Source organism: Asaccharospora irregularis DSM 2635 (genome assembly GCF_900129815.1).
GTDB classification, from domain to species: Bacteria; Bacillota; Clostridia; order Peptostreptococcales; family Peptostreptococcaceae; genus Asaccharospora; species Asaccharospora irregularis.
In genome coordinates this window covers 1-18,859 of record NZ_FQWX01000027.1, presented here as the reverse complement: position 1 = coordinate 18,859, position 18,859 = coordinate 1, and the positions used below count along the sequence as shown (strand labels likewise).

Genomic DNA, 18,859 nt, shown 5'->3' with positions numbered 1-18,859 from the left:
GGGTATATTATGAAGATATTAGTTGTCGGTGGTGGCGGAAGAGAACACGCTATATGTTGGAAACTAAGTAATGAAGATAATGTAGAAAAAATATACTGTGCTCCAGGAAATGCAGGAATATCTCAAGTAGCAGAATGCATAGCTATTGGAGACAGTGATATAGATAAGCTAATTGATTTTGTAAAAGAAAATAATATAGATTTAACAGTTGTAGGACCTGAAGTTCCTCTTGTTAAAGGTATTGTAGATAGATTTGAAGAAGAAGGGCTTAAAATATTTGGACCAAATAAAGAGTGTGCTCAGCTAGAAGGCAGTAAATCTTTTTCCAAAGACTTTATGGTAAAGCATAATATTCCAACGGCCAAGTACAAAGAGTATACGGAAATAGATAAAGCTATAAGTGAAATAGATAGTTTTGGATATCCGGTAGTAATAAAGGCAGATGGACTTGCAGCTGGCAAGGGAGTAGTAATTCTTGAAAATAAAGAAGATGCACTAGATGCACTAAAAGATATGATGCTAGACAAAAAATTTGGAGAAGCAGGTAATAAAATAGTTGTGGAAGAGTTCCTAAAAGGAGTGGAGACATCAATACTTGCTTTTGTAGACAACAACACAATAATCCCTATGGTAAGTGCAAAGGATCATAAAAAAGTATATAACAATGAACAAGGACCAAACACTGGAGGAATGGGAACGTTCTCACCAAGCGAAATATATACAGATGATTTAGAAAAAGAAATAAGAGAAAAAGTACTGGATAGAACATTAGATGGATTGAAAAAGGATGGTCTTAAATTTAAAGGGATTTTATTTATAGGCCTTATGATAACAAATGATGGAGCAAAGGTGCTTGAATATAACGTAAGATTTGGAGACCCAGAAACTCAATCAGTTTTATTTAGATTGGATACAGATTTAAATAAGATAATGACATCAATAATAGATAATAAGCTAGCTGAAATTAAGATAAAATATAAATCCGAACAAGCTGTTTGTGTAATGCTTACATCAGGAGGCTATCCTAACTCTTATGAAAAGGGAAAAGTGATAACGGGCTTAGAAAATTTGGACAAAGATATAGTAGTATTCCATAGTGGTACTAAATTAGTAGATGAAAAACTAGTAACTAATGGTGGAAGAGTAATCGGTATAACTGCCAAAGCAAATACAGTTAAGGATGCAGCTAACAAAGTATATGAAAATATCAAAAAAATAGATTTCGAAGGAATGCATTATAGAACAGACATAGGAATTTAATTTTTTCTAAAATGGAGGAATAAGCATGTTAAATACTACAGGCCTAGAGTCAAGTGTTAGAAGAATTTTGGTAGAAAAAAGAGATGGTTTTGATCTTGAAGCTAAAGCACTAAAAAAAGACTTAGTTGAAAGTTTACATATAAATAGTATAGAAGATTTAAGAATTTTAAATAGATATGATATAGAGGGAATATCTGATGATGCATATGAAAACGCAGCTAGAACAATATTCTCAGAACCAAACTTAGATTTAGTATACAATGAAGAAATACCATCATTAAATAACGAAAGAATATTTGCAGTAGAATTCTTACCAGGTCAATATGACCAAAGAGGTGATTGGGCTGCTCAGTGTATTCAAATAGTAAACCAAGGGGTAAGACCAGAAATAAATACGGCAAAGGTTTATATATTAACTGGGAACATAACAGATGAAGATTTTAAAAGAATAAAAGATTATATAATAAACCCGGTAGATAGTAGAGAAGCATCTTTGGAAAAACCTAAAACATTAAAGATGGAAGTGGAAATTCCTACATCAGTTGAAACATTAAATGGATTTATAGATTTAACAGAGGAAGGACTAAAATCGTTCTTAAATGAAAAAGGTTTAGCTATGACTATAGAAGACCTTAAACATGTACAAGAATATTTTAAAAATCAAGAAAAGAGAAATCCAACTATAACAGAAATAAAAGTATTAGATACATATTGGTCAGACCATTGTAGACATACTACTTTTATGACAGAAATAGAAGATGTAAAAATAGAAGGTGGAAAATATACAGATATAGTAAAAGATGCGTATCAAATGTATCTTAACTCAAGAAACAATGTTTATGTAGATAGAAAAAAAGATATATGTCTTATGGATATAGCAACTATTGCTATGAAAGAATTAAGAAAAGAAGGAAAATTAGAAGATTTAGATGTAAGTGAAGAGATAAATGCATGTAGTATAAACGTAGATGTTGAAATAGATGGAAAACCTGAGAAATACTTAGTAATGTTCAAAAATGAAACGCACAATCATCCAACAGAAATAGAGCCTTTTGGTGGTGCAGCTACTTGTTTAGGTGGAGCTATAAGAGATCCACTATCAGGAAGAAGTTATGTATATCAAGCAATGCGTGTTACAGGAAGTGCAGACCCTAGAACAACTTTAGAAGATACATTACCTGGTAAACTTATGCAAAAGAAAATAACTACAGAAGCAGCTAATGGATACAGTTCATATGGAAATCAAATAGGATTAACGACTGGTCAAGTTGCAGAAGTATATGATGAAAACTTCGTAGCAAAAAGAATGGAGATAGGTGCAGTTATAGCAGCAGCTCCTAAAGAAAATGTAGTTAGAGAAAGACCAGAAGCAGGAGATATAATAGTTCTTCTTGGAGGGAAAACTGGTAGAGATGGTTGCGGAGGAGCAACTGGATCATCAAAAGAACATAGTGAAGAATCTATAGTAACTTGTAGTGCAGAGGTTCAAAAAGGAGATGCCCCTAACGAAAGAAAAATCCAAAGATTCTTTAGAAATAAAGAAGTTGCTCAAATGATAAGAAGATGTAACGACTTTGGAGCTGGTGGAGTTTGTGTTGCTATAGGTGAAATAGCTGAAAGTTTAGATATAAATCTTGATTTAGTACCTAAAAAATACGATGGACTTGATGGAACAGAATTAGCAATATCTGAATCACAAGAACGTATGGCAGTAGCTATAAGAAAAGAAAATAAAGAAAGATTTATAGATTTAGCTAGAGAAGAAAACTTAGAAGCTACTCATGTTGCAACAGTAACAGATACAGGATATCTAAGAATGTTTTGGAATGGAAAAGCAATAGTTGATGTAAACAGAGCTTTCCTAGATACTAACGGAGTTAAACAAACAACTAAGGTTCATGTAGAAAAAGTAAATGAAGAAGAAAACTTCTTCTTCGCTACTAACAAAGAAGAAGTTAATATAAAAGATAAATTCATAAAAGAATTATCAGATTTAAATGTTTGTTCTCAAAAAGGACTAGTAGAAAAATTTGATAATACAATAGGTGGAAACACTGTAATCATGCCATTTGGCGGTAAGTATCAAGCAACTCCAGCTCAAGGTATGGTAGCAAAAATACCTGTACTTGGAAGAGAGACTAATACTTCTACAATAATGACTTACGGATACAACCCTAAAATAGGAAAATGGAGTCCATTCCACGGAGCTTTATACGCAGTAGTAGAATCTGTTTGTAAAGTTGTTGCTATGGGAGGAAACTATAAAACAATAAGACTTACATTACAAGAATACTTCGAAAAACTTGGAACTAACCCAACTAAATGGGGTAAACCATTTGCAGCACTTTTAGGAGCATTCTATGCACAAAATAAATTTGAAATACCAGCAATAGGTGGAAAAGACAGTATGTCTGGAACGTTTAAAGATATAGATGTACCACCAACACTAGTATCATTTGCAGTAGACGTAGTAGATGCTAAGAAAGTAGTATCTTCAGAATTTAAAAAAGCTAATTCAACAGTAGTAATGATAAAAACCGATAGACTTGAAAATGAAGTTTTAGATTTTGATAAATTAAAGAAAAACTTAGATAAAGTAAGGGAACTTATATTATCAGGAGAAGTTTTATCTTCCTATGCATTAGGATTTGCAGGTGTTGGAGAAGCTATAAGTAAGATGGCATTTGGTAACAAAATAGGATTTAGATTTAGTGAAGAAGCAGAAAAATTATATAATAACACAAATGAAATGTTTAAGGCAGCATATGGGAACATAGTTTTAGAATTAGCAAGTGATGATTTAACTAAATTAGATGGATGCGATTATATAGTTCTTGGTAAAACAGATGCTAAAGAAAGTATAGTTATAAAAAATGAAGAAATATCTTTGGATGAATTATACAAAGCTCACTGTGATACTTTAGAGCCAATATTCCCAACTAAGAGTTCAGATATAAAATCTAAGATAGAAACAATAAGCTTTATATCTCAAGGGGAATCTAAAAAATCATCATTAAGTATAGCAACACCAAAAGTATTTATACCAGCATTCCCAGGAACAAACTGTGAGTACGATTCAGCAAGAGCTTTTGAAAGAGCTGGAGCTAAATCAACTATAAAAGTATTCAAAAACTTAACGTATAAAGATATAGAAGATTCTATAGAAACTATAGTAAATGAAATAAAATCTTCTCAAATAATAATGTTACCAGGTGGATTTAGTGCAGGAGATGAGCCAGATGGTTCTGGTAAATTTATAGCAACAGTATTTAGAAATCCTAGAGTTAAAGAAGCTGTAAATGAATTTTTAACTAAACAAGATGGATTAATGTTAGGTATTTGTAATGGATTCCAAGCTCTAATCAAATTAGGATTAGTACCATTTGGTGAAATAAGAGAGATAGACGAAAATGCGCCAACACTTACTTATAATAATATAGGAAGACACCAGGCTAAAATTGTGAGAACTAGAATAGCATCAAACAAATCTCCTTGGTTAGCTCAAACAGAAGTTGGAGATATACATAGCATTCCAATTTCTCATGGGGAAGGTAAATTTGTTGCTAGTGATGAAGTTATGAAACAATTAATAGCTAATGGTCAAATAGCCACTCAATATGTAGATTTTAACGGTGAGGCTACTTATGATATAGAGTTTAATCCAAATGGTTCTACTTTCGCAGTTGAAGGTATTACTAGTTTAGATGGAAGAGTATTCGGTAAGATGGGTCACTCTGAGAGAATCGGTGAAAATGTAATCAAGAATATCTTAGGAGAGAAAGATCAAAAGATATTTGAATCAGGAGTTAAATATTTTAGATAATTAAAAGGTTAGTTGATTCCTTAAATGGGATTTTCTATATATTATGCTTATATAAAAGCGATGGACTTAGGTTCATCGCTTTTATATATTTAGTATAGGTATATATAATTTTTATAAATTACAACATAAAAAGACAAAGTTTTTGACCAGTTATGCGCTATATACGCTAGTTATGTAAAACTGTAGAAAAAAGATATAAAAAATGATATGTTTAAATACAAGAAGTATGAAAGAGTTGATTGAACTATGAAATTAAAATATTAAACTTTGACAGTGTATTTGTATTAAAACATAGAATGGTTTAGGTATTTGCATAGTAGAAAGGGGTTATAATGTTACTTAATATAGCTATTTGTGATGATGAAGACTCATCTAGAAAAATAATGATAGAATATATAGAGAGGATTCTAGATATAGAAAATTACAGGATATCAGAGTATAAAAGTGGGGAAGAGTTACTAAGTAATTTTCCTGAGGTAATAGATATATTACTATTGGATGTTCAAATGGGTGGTTTAACCGGTATGCAAGCTGCAAAAGAAATAAGGAGATTTGACACTTCTGTCAACATAATATTTACAACTGCATTTGTAGATTTTATGCAAGAAGGTTATGAGGTTAGAGCATTTAGGTATTTATTAAAACCAATAGCGTATGAAGATTTTAAAAAACACTTACTGGGATGTATTAATAGTATTTTGGAAAGTGAAAAACGACACTTAGCCATAAAGGAAATCGAGAATGGAAATATAGTTAGAATACCAATTGACTCTATACTATATGTAGAAACAGAAAGTAGATATGTATTGATACATACAGATAAAAAAACATATAAGTCGAGGATGGGAATTAGCAATATAGAAAGAGAGCTTGAATGTACTAAGTTTTATAGATGTCATAGGTGTTATCTTATAAATTTAAAAAAAGTAGAGGGTATGAAGCAAAATAGTGTTTTGATTAAGGGAGAAGACATTATAGTTAGTAGATATAAAATGAAAGAGTTAAGAATACAATTAACAAGTATTTTAGGGGAGATTCTATGTTAGCAAAGATAATTAATGAAAATAATGCTATTTTTTGGTATATACTTAATTTTATGGATTTATTTATGTACTCTATATTTTTTAAACTAATATTAGACTCTTTTAGTATAAAAAGATTTAATTATAAAATAAGCTATTTACTATTATTTTTAATAAGTATGGGAAGTTTTATTATTGCTTATGAAAATATTTTTTTTTATATTATTTCTTGTATTGTTTTTTATAAAATTAATTATGAAGGAAGTATTTTAAAAGGATCTATTTATAGCACATTTTATTGGTGTGTTATACGTAAAATTATTGAATTAGTAAGCTTGCATTTAGTTTGCAGTATTAACTATTCTAATATTGATAAAAGATTAGAGTTTATGGATGGGGAAATAGTTCAAATAGAACTTTTTATATTTAAGCTAGTAGCAATTTCATTATTATACTTAATATATATATATATTTATAGCTATTCTAAATTAAGAAAAATACCTTTATCATTTATATACATGTTAATTCCAATCTTAACTAATATAATTTGTGTATTATTAGTGTTTAGATACAAAGTATTTAATAGACAAAGTAGTATTGAATTTATAGTTGTAATTTTAATGATATTTTTATCTAATATAATATTAGGTTTTATTTTTAAGAGAATTATAAATGACTATAATGTAAAACAAGAAAATAAAATATTAACTGATAATATTCTAAAAGACTATGATTATTATTTAAAAATAAAAGAAGAACAAGATAAAATCAAAGAAATATATCATGATATAAAAAACCATATGATATGCCTTAGAGACTTTTGTGAAAATAGTGATACTCAAAGGGCTATAAATTATATCGATAATATAGAATCAGGGATGCAAAAATATAACAATTTGGGGTTAGAGTTTAATACAGGAAATATGATAGTGGATTCAATATTAAAAAATAAAAAAAATTTATGTATTGAAAGAAAAATTGATTTTGATATAGATGTAGATTTTTCTAAAATTGAATTCATGGATATGGTTGATATATGTATATTATTTTCGAATTTAATAGATAATGCAATAGAGGCCAGCGAAACAATACAAGATTTAGATATTGCTAAGAAAATAAGGTTAGAAAGTAAACTCATAGATTCATTTTATGTTATTGTAATTGAAAATAATAAAACTAATATAGTAAATCATAAGCGAGGCGTATTTTTAACTAGCAAGCAAGATAAATTTTTTCATGGAATAGGTTTGAAAAATGTAAAGAATATAGTTAATAAGTATTTAGGTGAGTTGGTAATTGAAGAAGTTGAAAATAGATTTATTGTAAAGATTATAGTACCACATTGTTAGGAAATATATAAATTTAAATTTAAACTTTAGGAGGGATAGTAATGTTAAAAATAAAAAAAATAATTGATAAAGAAGAAATAAATGTTTCTGCTCAATCTAGTAGTTGTAAATGCGGTTCAAATGGAAAGCCGATATATTATTTATATAAAGACAAATCTAAATATTATCAATCATCTTGTTTATAGAATACATTTACTTAGATAAGTAAAATTATTTGTTCTTTAGGTTAATTTGTTTATTTTATAGTCCATTTTTTTATTATATTTTGACTTGCTAGATAAAGTATTTTTAGCAAGGATTACTATGATGAAAAAGTGGACTTTTTTATAATGATTAGTTTAGAATATACCATTTAAACACAAAAAATTACTATTCATGTTTAAGTTATTGAAAAGAAAAATAGAAAATGATATTAGTATATTGAGGAGTGAATAAATTGTATTTTATTTCAAAGATCACCTCTGTATAAAAAAGGTTATTAGAATATTATTAATACTTAATTATATATAAAATTCTAAATTTAATCATAGTTGTAAAAATGGATTTCGATAATATTTTTAATGTTCAGATAAAGCAATGATACAAGCTACAAAAATTAATTATGGAGGGGATTGTTTGAGTTATATATTTAATAGATCGTGTGTAAAAATACAAAATAATAATAAAATAATTTTAGGGGATAGAAATTCAGGTAATTTGATTAAGATGTCAAAAGAAGTTTTGAAATAATATAGGATTCTATGAATGTAAATATTAATTTAGCTGAGTTAAAAGATTTATTTGAAAACAGATGTAAAATAATGAAAAGAAAACTGTTTAAGGCTATACGGGATAAAGAGATTGGAATAGATAAATGAAAATGTTTAATGCATCTATATTAGACTTAAGTATTGATAAAAATGTACATGAAACAGCTTGTGCTTCAATTATAAAAAAAACAATTCAGTGATATTGATATATTCTCTGTAAAAATATTAAATTCAAATGGAATAACTTAAAGAAGGAGATTAAAATGAAATTAAGTTTTCAAATAGGAGTTAATTATATAAAAAAATATGTAACAAGATCTTTAACAATTTGCTTGAGCTTAATAATATGTATAGCTCTAATAATAGGGATAAGTTCACTTTTTGAAAGTGAAAAACAAGCTGATATAGCTATGACAGAATATGAACTTGGTAGTCATCATGTAAAGTTTAGTAATATCAATGAAGAAAGTTTAAAGAAGCTACTTAACAATAAAAATATAAAAGAAATAGGATTAGAAAGGTATTCAGATTCTAATTCAGAAGGAAATAAGACTTTTAATATAATTGAAGCTGACAAAAACTATTTACAATTTTATAATGCAGAAATTATTGAAGGAAAAATGCCTAAAAATAATAATGAAATATTACTAGAACCCTGGGTTATAAGTAGTTTAAATTTACCCCAAAATATTAATCAGAAAATAAATTTAAAGTTGTATAACAATGGTAAAACTAAAACGAAACAATTTGTTATTGTTGGGATAATTAAGGATAGAGTAAATAATAAAGCTAATGGCAGAAAAGAGATAATTACAACGTTTAATAATGATAGCAATAAACCTCAAGATGTTTATATAAGATTTAATGATGGTGTAAAAATAAATCAAAATATAAATTCTATAAAAAAAGAGTTAGGAATTAAGAAAGATAATATATCCTTAAATAGGTCATTAATAGAATCAATATCAAATAATGTTTTAACAAATAATAAATTAATGGTGATTATTATAGTAATCTCTATTTTTGCATGTTTAATTGTTTATAGTATATACAGTATATCGACATTACAACGATTGTCTGAATATGGAACCCTTAAATCGATAGGTGCAAATAAATTACAGATATTTGGAATTATATTTTTTGAACTATTTACTCTGTATATTATTTCTATTCCTTTAGGGATACTTTTAGGCATTGCCTCTGCTAATTTATGTAGTTCAAAAATAACAATGATGCTTTCAGAAAATACAGGTGTGGTTAATAAGATTTTTATATCAAAAGAATCTATTATATTATCTATAATTTTAATGTTTATTAATATACTAATCATATCCATATCTCAAATAAAGAAAATAAACAAATTGTCAGCTATTGAAGCTATAAGGATGAATAGGGGATCTAGTAAAAAATCAAATAGTTCTAAAATGTATAGTTTAGGAAAACAATTATCCATAATAAATTTTATATCTTTAAAAAATATTCTAAGAGATAAAAGAAGTTTTTTCATAACTATTTTATCAATGTCAATTGGTAGCACACTATTTATATCATCTGATTTTAGTTCTAATTTAAAAAATAAGAATGCAGAATTAAAATTAAAAAGCGAATCATCAATAACATCAGATTATAAAATATCTGAAGAATCAATGGATATGAAGGATGGAATTTCTGTAAATCAAATAAACCAAATAAAAAATTTAAATGGTATTTCTAGTGTTGAACCATTTGGATATTATTGTATTACTATGGATATAAATAAAAAGGATGTGAATTTCCCACATTTTTATGATGAAATAAATAAAAGTCCATATGTTAAAGATGTTTTAGGTGGTATATTTACAAAACAATCTGATAGTGAAGACTATAAAATAAAGGGCAGTTTATATGGTTATAGTGATGAAAGTCTTGAGAAACTAAGACCATATTTAAAAGAGGGTAATATTGATAAAAATATAATGAAAAATAGTAATATAGCTCTTTTAAAAATTCACCGTGATGGCAAAGGAAATCCTGTTTTTGATTTTGATATTGGAGATACAATAAAAATAAAATTTCATAAAGATACTGTAATTGATGAAGATGATATTAAATTTCCTGAGAATATAGATTATGTTGAAAAAGAATATGTTATAGGGGGATTTATCGAAAAAGGTATTGTTGAACAAGAATACTCTGTTGGTGATGAGGGTATAGAGGTAATATTATCGGATAAGGTATTTAAACAATCAACAAATATACAGAATTATTCTATAGTTAATATTAATAAAAAGGGTGGATATAGTTCTAGTAAATTAAATGAACAAATAAATAATATAACAAAAGATACTATTGGAGTAATTTTAAGAGATTTAAGCTTAGAGGTAAAAGAACTAAATAAATATAATGATAGTAGGGCTTTATTAATAAATGGAATAACTGTAATTCTATTTTTGGTAAGTGTATTTAATATAATAAATAGTATTAGTTATAATTTAATTTCAAGAACAAACGAATTTAGCGTCATAAGAGCAATTGGTTTATCAGAAAAAAGTTTCAAGAAAATGATTTTATTTGAAGGGATTGTATATGGAATCATTTCTAATATAGTTACAATTATTTTTTCAGTGATATCCCAGATATTAATATTCATACAAATAAGAGCAGACTTAATAAATCCTAAAATGGTACTAAATTTAAAATTGTATATAATAATTATAGTCTTGAATATGATTATAGGTATGTTAGCTACATATATTCCTTCTAAGAGAATCAATAATAATAGTATAGTAGAGTCAATGAATAAGGTTGAGTGATATTATATATAAACAAAAATTATGACATAAGAATACCATTGAACTTAAAAAAATTAACCATTCAGGAATAACCTGTTGAAATTGAAAAACTTAGATGATACATTGATTATACAATTATAATATAAAAAATATGCAGGGAGATTAGTATGGAAAATTATTTTAAATTAGCTACATTATATATAAAAAAGTATATAAATAGATCTATTGCAATATGTGCAAGTATGGTACTTAGTATAGCATTAATTGTTGGATGCGGAACCTTATCTCAAAGTGCAAAACAAGCTAATATAGATAAGACTAAGTATGAGGAAGGATTATACCATGTAAGGTATAAAGATATAACTAAAGAGCAGCTGAGTATAATTGAGAAAAATAAAGATATAAAAGAGATAGGCATGACATCATATTATGATTCTAATAATCCTGATAATAAATTAATGATAAATTTAACTATGGCAAATAAGGAATATATTAAATCTGGGAACTCAAGATTAATAGACGGTACTTTACCAACAAAAAAAAATGAAATAGCTTTAGAAGAGTGGGCTTTAAAAAATATGGGATTGGAACCAAAGCTTGGTGAAAAGATAACATTAGATTTATATAATAAAGCAAGTAAAGAAACATATACACTGGTAGGTATATTGAAAGATAGAGCTAGAGAAAAATCAGTGGGTCAAGTGGATGGATTTTTGGCTTTTGACATTAATAGTATAAATAAACTGGATGCATATATAACATTTGATGAAAGTTCTAACATAAATGAAAATATACAAACTATATCTAAACAAGCAAAGATAAAAAGCGATAATGTAAGAAAAAATAATATGCTTTTAGAAGCATTAGGAGATACAGGGCAAAAAGATTATAAGGTAATATTGTTAGCAATTATAGTATCTATAGTATCGGGAATAGTTATACATGGAATATTTAACATATCCATACTTCAAAGAGCATCTGAATATGGTGTAATAAGAGCAATAGGCGGGGAGTCTTTACAGATTTTAATGTTGTTATTTTTTGAGTTACTAATTTTACAAATAATAAGTATGCCCATAGGAGTAGGAGCAGGGATTTTGGGGGCAAAATTATTTAGTTCTATAGCAGGAGGGTTGTTTACAGAGGGAACAGTTGAAATTACAAAGATTATTATAAATAAAGATATAGTAATTTTTTCTGGACTAGTCACATTATTTATAATATTCATAATTAGCTTATTCACTTTTAAAACTGTGAAAAAAGTTTCGCCTATTAATGCAATAAAGAAAAATCTATCGTCAGCAAAAATAAGCAAAGTGCCAAATAATAATATAAAATTTTTAACAAAAATCATGTCGTTTGAAAAAGTAATATCATTTAAAAATATTTTTAGTTATAAAAAGGGATTTTTTATGGTAATTTTATCAATGGGTTTAGGAGGAGCCATATTTATATCAGCTAGTTTCTATGCTCATTTAGCAAAAGTACAAGATTATAAAAAGGCAGAATTATCAAATATAAATACAGATTATAAAGTAAGTATAATACCTACTAGACCTATGAATTATGGAATTAACGAAGAAAGTGTAAAAAAAATAAAGGAATTAAGTGCTGTTGAATCTGTAAATTCAATACAATTATTATATTCAAGATTATTCTTAGACAAATCAGAAATAGCGGAACCTCTTTATTTTGATCAACTAAACTCATTTGAATACTATAAAAATGTATTAAATGGAATACTAACTAAAGATGAAAATAGTGGTAAATATGTACTTAAAAATATTGTATATGGTTATGATGACAAATTATTAAAAAAACTAAATAAATATATAGTTGATGGAGAGATAGATAGAAGTAAAATGCGAAATGAAAATATTGCAATAATTAAAATACCACATCCTATAGGCCCTAATGTTGTAGATATAGGAGTAGGGGATATTGTAAAAGTTACGTTTAGAGAGGATGGAAACTCAAGTCTAGAATACTTAAGAATGGAAGATAAAGGTGGAAAATATAAAACTGAAGAATTTTTAGTAGGAGGTATAGTTGATGAAGTTATAGATACAGCTGATTATTATTCAGGTGAAGATAGTGTTGATTTAGTTATATCTTCTAATAGATTTAAAAAAATTACAGGATTTGAAAATTATCAAATTGTAAATATAGATAAAAAACAAGGAGAAGACCATAGTAGGTTAAATGATAATATCCTTAATATAACAAATAAAACAGAAGGATCTGTACTATATGACATGGCAAAAGAAAGAGAAGATATAAGTTTATTGCAGAAAAATAAAATTGCTTTTATCTACTCAATAATAATAGTTTTATTTGTAATAAGTCTATTTAATATATTAAACAATATAAGTTATCGTTTAATATCAAGAACAAATGAATTTGGAATGATAAGAGCAACAGGTATGACTAATAATGAATTTAAGCGTATGATTAGATTTGAAGGATTGATATATGGAATGAGCTCAAGTATTATATCTGTTACATTAGGGATTATTAGCCAAAATGTTTTATTTAAAGTTTTAAGTCCTAAATTAATAAGTCCTAAGTTTATAATACAATGGGAAAATTACTTATTAATAGTAGTTATAAACATTATAATAGGGCTTATAGCAACATACTTTCCATCTAAAAAAATCAAAGATTTATCAATAGTTGAGTCTATTAGTTCATTAGAGTAGGTGGGTTATGAAACAAAAAGTAAAGATAGCAATAATAGATACTGGAATAGATAAAAATCATGAATATTTTAAGTATAATGTTTTTGATGGAATTGGACTTGAATCTAAGAGAGATTATATATTTGTATCTGATAAATATGAGGATGATAATGGCCATGGAACATCTTGTGTATCAATAATTAAAAAAGAATTTGAAGAAGTTGAATTTTTTGTAGTTAAGGCATTAGATAAATTAGGAAGAGCAAATATACAAATATTAGAAGAATCATTAAGATATTTACTAGAAATAGATGTTAAAATTATAAACTTAAGTTTATCTGTTATGGAAAGTAAAATAGCCGAAGATTTATATGATATTTGTGAAAAACTTAAAAATCAAGGAAAAATTATTATATGCTCTGTTGCTAATGGATTTGAATTTAGCTATCCTGCAAATTTTGATAATGTAATAGGTGTTAAGGGATTTATCTTAGAGGGTGAGGATGCTATTTGGTACAATAAGAAATATGATATTCAATGTATTATAGATAATAATTCATACTTAACATGTGATTTAGACAATAAATATAGCTTATTTGGACAATGTAATAGTATGGCAGCAGCAAGGCTGACCGGTAAGATAGCTAAAATAGTATATAAAAATCCTAAATTTGAACTAGATGATTTAGAAGAAGTATTAGAAGTCAATGCTTTACGTAATGAATGGGCAGATAAAGATATGGAATCTAGTAAAAGATATCCTATATTTAAAAATGAAAAAAGTGTTATTAATGAAAATATACTTAAAGGTGTAATTGAAATAATTAGAGATAGGTTTAAAATAGACGAAAGTAATAATGAATGGTATGAATGTAGTTTGTTTAATAATAATATTGGATTAAATGGTGACAATTGTTTTGAAATAATAATGAAGCTAGAAGAAAAATTTGATATAAAATTTGACTATATGAATATCTCAAGGTATGATTTTATATCAATTTACACTTTGGCAGAACTTGTTGAAAAAAATATAGAAAAGGGGAAACATTAATATGGAAATCTTAGAAACAATAAATCTTACAAAAAAATACGGAAAAGGAGATACTGAAGTTATTGCACTTAATAGTGCAAATATTTCTGTTGAAAAAGGTGAATTTGTTGCAATTATAGGGCCAAGTGGAAGTGGCAAATCTACAATGCTTCACTTACTTGGAGGCCTTGAGAGACCTACTCAAGGGACTGTTAAAATAGAGAATCAAGATATATATAAATTATCGGAAAATGAATTAGCTAAACATAGGAGAAAAAAAATAGGGTTTATATTTCAACAGTATAATTTAATACCTGTACTTAATGTAAGAGAAAATATAGAGATGCCTTTAAGACTTGATAAGGCAAAGGTTGACAATAAGTATATTGATGAAATTATAAATTTTCTAGGGCTAACAGAAAGACAAAATCATTTGCCAAATCAGTTGTCAGGGGGGCAACAACAAAGAGTAGCTATAGCAAGAGCTTTAGCTGCGAAACCAGCTATAATACTTGCAGATGAACCCACTGGTAATTTAGATACAAAAACTACAGAGGAAGTTATGGATTTGCTTAAGGTGTCTATTAAAAATTATAATCAAACACTTATAATGATTACTCACAATGAAAAAATAGCTGAAAAAGCAGATAGAATTATTTCAATAGTTGATGGGAATATAATAAGTATAAATTAAAGCTAATTAATAAGGATAGATAACTTATTAGGGGAGTGAATAAAATGAGTAATTTTAAATATAAATTAAAAGAATTATTCAATAATATGAGTAGTAAAGAGGTTCAAGTAGCATTAAAAGAAAATTTAATAATTACATTGAGAGAGAGGTTAGACTTTTCAGAGGAGTACACGGAGGAAACAAGAAAAGAATATTTTAATAATTTTAATAATTATATACAAAATTTAAAATATGTGATGGATAATCAGATGAAGCTATCTAATTTAAAATTAAATGAATTATATAAAATAACTGAGTATCAGAGTATTGCAGAAATATTATATAACTTAGAATATACAGTAGAATATTTCAATAATAAGTATCTTGAAATAGATTTACATAAAGGAATTTTAATTAAAAATGAGTTAAGAAATGATATAAAACAGGATATAGAAAAAATAGAATTGTTTTTAAATAAATTAGAGGAAATGGATAAGGGGAATGATTATACTAAGTAGTATCTAACAGGAGTATAAATAATGAAAAATTCTAGAAACATAAAAAAGTTTTTAAAAATAGTATTCGAAAAAAATAAGTTAATAGCTAGTATAGCATTTGTAATTATGTTAGTAATATCAATGTTAGATTTGTCTATACCTCAAGTAACAAGATTAATACTAGATGATGCTATAATTAATAATAAGACTAATTTATTAATAAAATTAGTCTTATTATATGCTATTATAAGTATTTTCTCAGCGCTATTTACGGTTATATTAGAGTATATATATTCTAAAATGAAAAAGAGAGCCTCTATTAAGTTAAAAATAAGATTACTTAAGCACTTATCAAAACTATCTGGGGAATATTATACAAATATAAAAACAGGAAATATGCTAAGTATAATAGAAAATGACATATTTATAGTGGAAAATTTCGGTGCAGAAATATTATTTTCATTAATAGTTGATGGGCTTACGGCTTGTATAGCTTTATTTTTCCTGGTAAGGATGCAATCTGATTTATTACTTATAGTAATTACATTACAAGTAATGCTTACATTTATTCAATCTAAATTTACTAAGGTTATAGCACAGAAAACTGAAGAAGTCAGAAAAGACAGTGGAAATATATCTAATATAGTTCAAGAATACGTATCTAATATAATGAATGTTATAATATCTAAATCTAGTTTTAATTTCTTCAAAAGATATATAAAACAAGAAAAAGGTTTGATAAATAAGTGTATAAAATTAGATATGATTATTTCTAGTAATATATCTGCGTCCATGATACTAAGTAGTCTAATAACGATCTGTATATACGGATATGGGGGATTAAAAATAATTAAAGGAAATATGACTATTGGAGAGCTTATAGCATTTCAGCAATATACAGGGATGCTAATAGGTCCGTGTATAAATATTATAAGATCAAATACAAGAATACAACAATCATTAGTATCTATCAATCGTATATTTAGTATATTAGATGAGCCTATAATTATAAATCAAGATAATAATAGTAGTATAATTAAAGAGGATTTTAGTGGAAATATAACTTTTGATAATGTTGTTTTTTCATATGATGAAGATAGGATTTTAGACAATATTAATATTGAATTTGAAAAGGGTAAATTGACAGCGCTTGTTGGAACAAGTGGTTGTGGTAAATCAACAATAGTAAATTTATTATTTAGACTATGGGACATAGATGAAGGGAAGATAATGATAGATAATATAGATATTAAAGATTATAATTTAAAATCCTTGAGGAAAAATATTTCTATTGTTACACAAGACTTATTATTGTTTGATGATAGCATACTAAATAATTTGACTATAGGTAATAAAAATATAAGTAAAAAGTTTGTAAAAGATGTATGTAATAGAGTGGATCTATATGATTTTATAAATGGACTACCAAATGGATTTGATACTATTATAGGTGAAAAAGGAGTGAAGCTATCTGGAGGTCAAAAGCAAAGGGTTGCTATTGCGAGGGCAATTATTAGCAATTCAAGTATAATAGTATTTGATGAAGCTACATCAGCTTTAGATAATATATCACAGAAAAAAATAACTGAAAATATAAGTGATTTACTTAAGAATAAAACTGTTATTGTTATAGCGCATAGATTATCTACTATAAAAAATGCGGATAAAATATATGTTATAGATAAAGGAAGAGTTATTGAATCAGGGAATCACGAAGAACTTATATTAAATGAAAGTACATATTATAGTTTAGTAAATGAGCAAAAACAAGAATTAGCATTATCTTAAATGAAAAGAAAATAACTAAGTTATTTCATAGTTTTTTTATATCCTGAATTGTATACTTTTTAGAACTTGTGATTGAAAATAATGACTAAGTTTTACTTAACGTTGTAAATACAAAAAATACTGAATCTATACATAGGTATTATATTTAATAGGTCTGTATATACAATAATGTTTTTAAGTTGTTATTGTACTTTAAGTCAATTTATAAGAGGATACCAAGTAAAAAGCTATAATATTTAAATGATAAATATTCAATAAAAATTAGAAGTAATTTTAAGTGATAAAAACAGAAAATAATTGGAAATTATATCTGTTTTTATAGATTTTAACAGAGTCTTTAATGATTCAGAATGGAAATAGATTACCATTTGGAGGAAGATCATATTAATAGCCATATAAAAAATAGAAACAAATTTTCTTAGATTGAGATTTAGAGCAGGAAATCTATAATTTTTTATATAGATTTCCTGCTCTAATACTTTTTAAATAAATATAAGGGGGAATAATTGTGAATAATACGTGGAAATTAGCAATTTCCTATATGAAAAAACAAAAAGGAAAAACGATATCACTACTATCATGTATAGTTCTGGCTGTAATGCTTACGTTCTCTATGATTGTGATTAGGGATTCTGGATATGATTCTCAAGTAAAAGAAGCTAAGGATGTACATAGCGATTATCATGTAGAGTTTTCAGGGATTGATAATGAAAAAGTACAATATTTTATAAATGAAAAAAATATATCAAAGTTAAATATGTCAAAACAACTATGTGAAATAGTCGATAAAAAAAGTGGTGTTAGGCTTGATTTAAATTCATTTGATAAAGACTTTATAAGTTCTTTTGGATACAAAATAGAGGGAAGAGAACCAATAAAAGACGGAGAAATAGTAATAGAAAAAGAAGCTGCAAGTCAGATGGGGGTAAACGTCAAAAAATCTCTGACTACAATATAAATTATAGGTTAGCTAAAATATTAATATAAAATTAAATATGGAGGCTAACCTTATGTATGTAAAAAACAGCATAGAACAATGGGATCAAATCATTGAAGAATTCAAATCTTATGATGCAACTGCAACAGAATTTTGTAAAGAGAAAAAAATATCTAAAAGTCAATTCTATTACCATAGAAAACGACTGGCTCATCAACAAATAGAACCAACCCTTTGTGAAGTAGAATTAGCAAAAGTATCTACTCCGATAAATCCTAAAAA

General features: G+C 26.6%; 13 protein-coding genes. All 13 read left to right on the top strand.

The genetic code is table 11. The features are described from left to right. The first annotated feature begins 9 nt into the window (after window positions 1–9). Window positions 10–1,260, top strand: a complete 1,251-nt coding sequence (gene purD, locus BUB34_RS09720; protein ID WP_073126855.1) for a phosphoribosylamine--glycine ligase — start codon at window positions 10–12, stop codon at window positions 1,258–1,260. Window positions 1,261–1,285: 25 nt separating this feature from the next. Further along, window positions 1,286–5,083, top strand: coding sequence for a phosphoribosylformylglycinamidine synthase (locus BUB34_RS09715; protein WP_073126854.1), 3,798 nt, complete (start codon window positions 1,286–1,288; stop codon window positions 5,081–5,083). 332 nt (window positions 5,084–5,415) lie between these two features. Continuing rightward, on the top strand, window positions 5,416–6,129 hold the full coding sequence (locus BUB34_RS09710) for a LytR/AlgR family response regulator transcription factor (RefSeq protein WP_073126852.1): 714 nt from the start codon (window positions 5,416–5,418) through the stop codon (window positions 6,127–6,129). Continuing rightward, window positions 6,123–7,454, top strand: a complete 1,332-nt coding sequence (locus BUB34_RS09705) for a sensor histidine kinase (protein WP_073126850.1) — start codon at window positions 6,123–6,125, stop codon at window positions 7,452–7,454. Before BUB34_RS09710 ends, BUB34_RS09705 begins: the two co-directional genes overlap by 7 nt. A 41-nt stretch (window positions 7,455–7,495) precedes the next feature. Further along, window positions 7,496–7,639: a hypothetical protein gene (locus BUB34_RS13260; RefSeq protein ID WP_159430060.1), complete on the top strand. Its 144-nt coding sequence runs from the start codon at window positions 7,496–7,498 to the stop codon at window positions 7,637–7,639. 827 nt (window positions 7,640–8,466) lie between these two features. After that, window positions 8,467–10,995 carry an ABC transporter permease gene (locus BUB34_RS09700; RefSeq protein ID WP_073126848.1) on the top strand — a complete coding sequence of 843 codons (2,529 nt, stop codon included), beginning with the start codon at window positions 8,467–8,469 and terminating at the stop codon, window positions 10,993–10,995. A 146-nt stretch (window positions 10,996–11,141) separates the two neighbouring features. After that, window positions 11,142–13,673 (top strand): ABC transporter permease, encoded by a 2,532-nt coding sequence (locus BUB34_RS09695; RefSeq protein WP_073126846.1) that lies wholly within the window; start codon window positions 11,142–11,144, stop codon window positions 13,671–13,673. A gap of 7 nt (window positions 13,674–13,680) precedes the next feature. Continuing rightward, on the top strand, window positions 13,681–14,703 hold the full coding sequence (locus BUB34_RS09690) for a S8 family serine peptidase (RefSeq protein ID WP_073126845.1): 1,023 nt from the start codon (window positions 13,681–13,683) through the stop codon (window positions 14,701–14,703). A 1-nt stretch (window position 14,704) separates the two neighbouring features. After that, a complete protein-coding gene (locus BUB34_RS09685; RefSeq protein WP_073126843.1) occupies window positions 14,705–15,376 on the top strand; it encodes an ABC transporter ATP-binding protein in 672 nt (223 codons plus the stop codon). 44 nt (window positions 15,377–15,420) lie between these two features. Beyond that, window positions 15,421–15,873 (top strand): hypothetical protein, encoded by a 453-nt coding sequence (locus tag BUB34_RS09680; protein WP_073126842.1) that lies wholly within the window; start codon window positions 15,421–15,423, stop codon window positions 15,871–15,873. Window positions 15,874–15,894: 21 nt separating this feature from the next. Next, window positions 15,895–17,640 (top strand): ABC transporter ATP-binding protein, encoded by a 1,746-nt coding sequence (locus BUB34_RS09675; RefSeq protein ID WP_200787910.1) that lies wholly within the window; start codon window positions 15,895–15,897, stop codon window positions 17,638–17,640. 508 nt (window positions 17,641–18,148) lie between these two features. Continuing rightward, window positions 18,149–18,598 (top strand): hypothetical protein, encoded by a 450-nt coding sequence (locus tag BUB34_RS09670; RefSeq protein WP_073126838.1) that lies wholly within the window; start codon window positions 18,149–18,151, stop codon window positions 18,596–18,598. Window positions 18,599–18,650: 52 nt separating this feature from the next. Continuing rightward, window positions 18,651–18,859, top strand: a 209-nt coding sequence (gene tnpA / locus BUB34_RS09665; RefSeq protein WP_408605779.1) for an IS66 family insertion sequence element accessory protein TnpA, incomplete at its 3' end; no start/stop codon positions are given.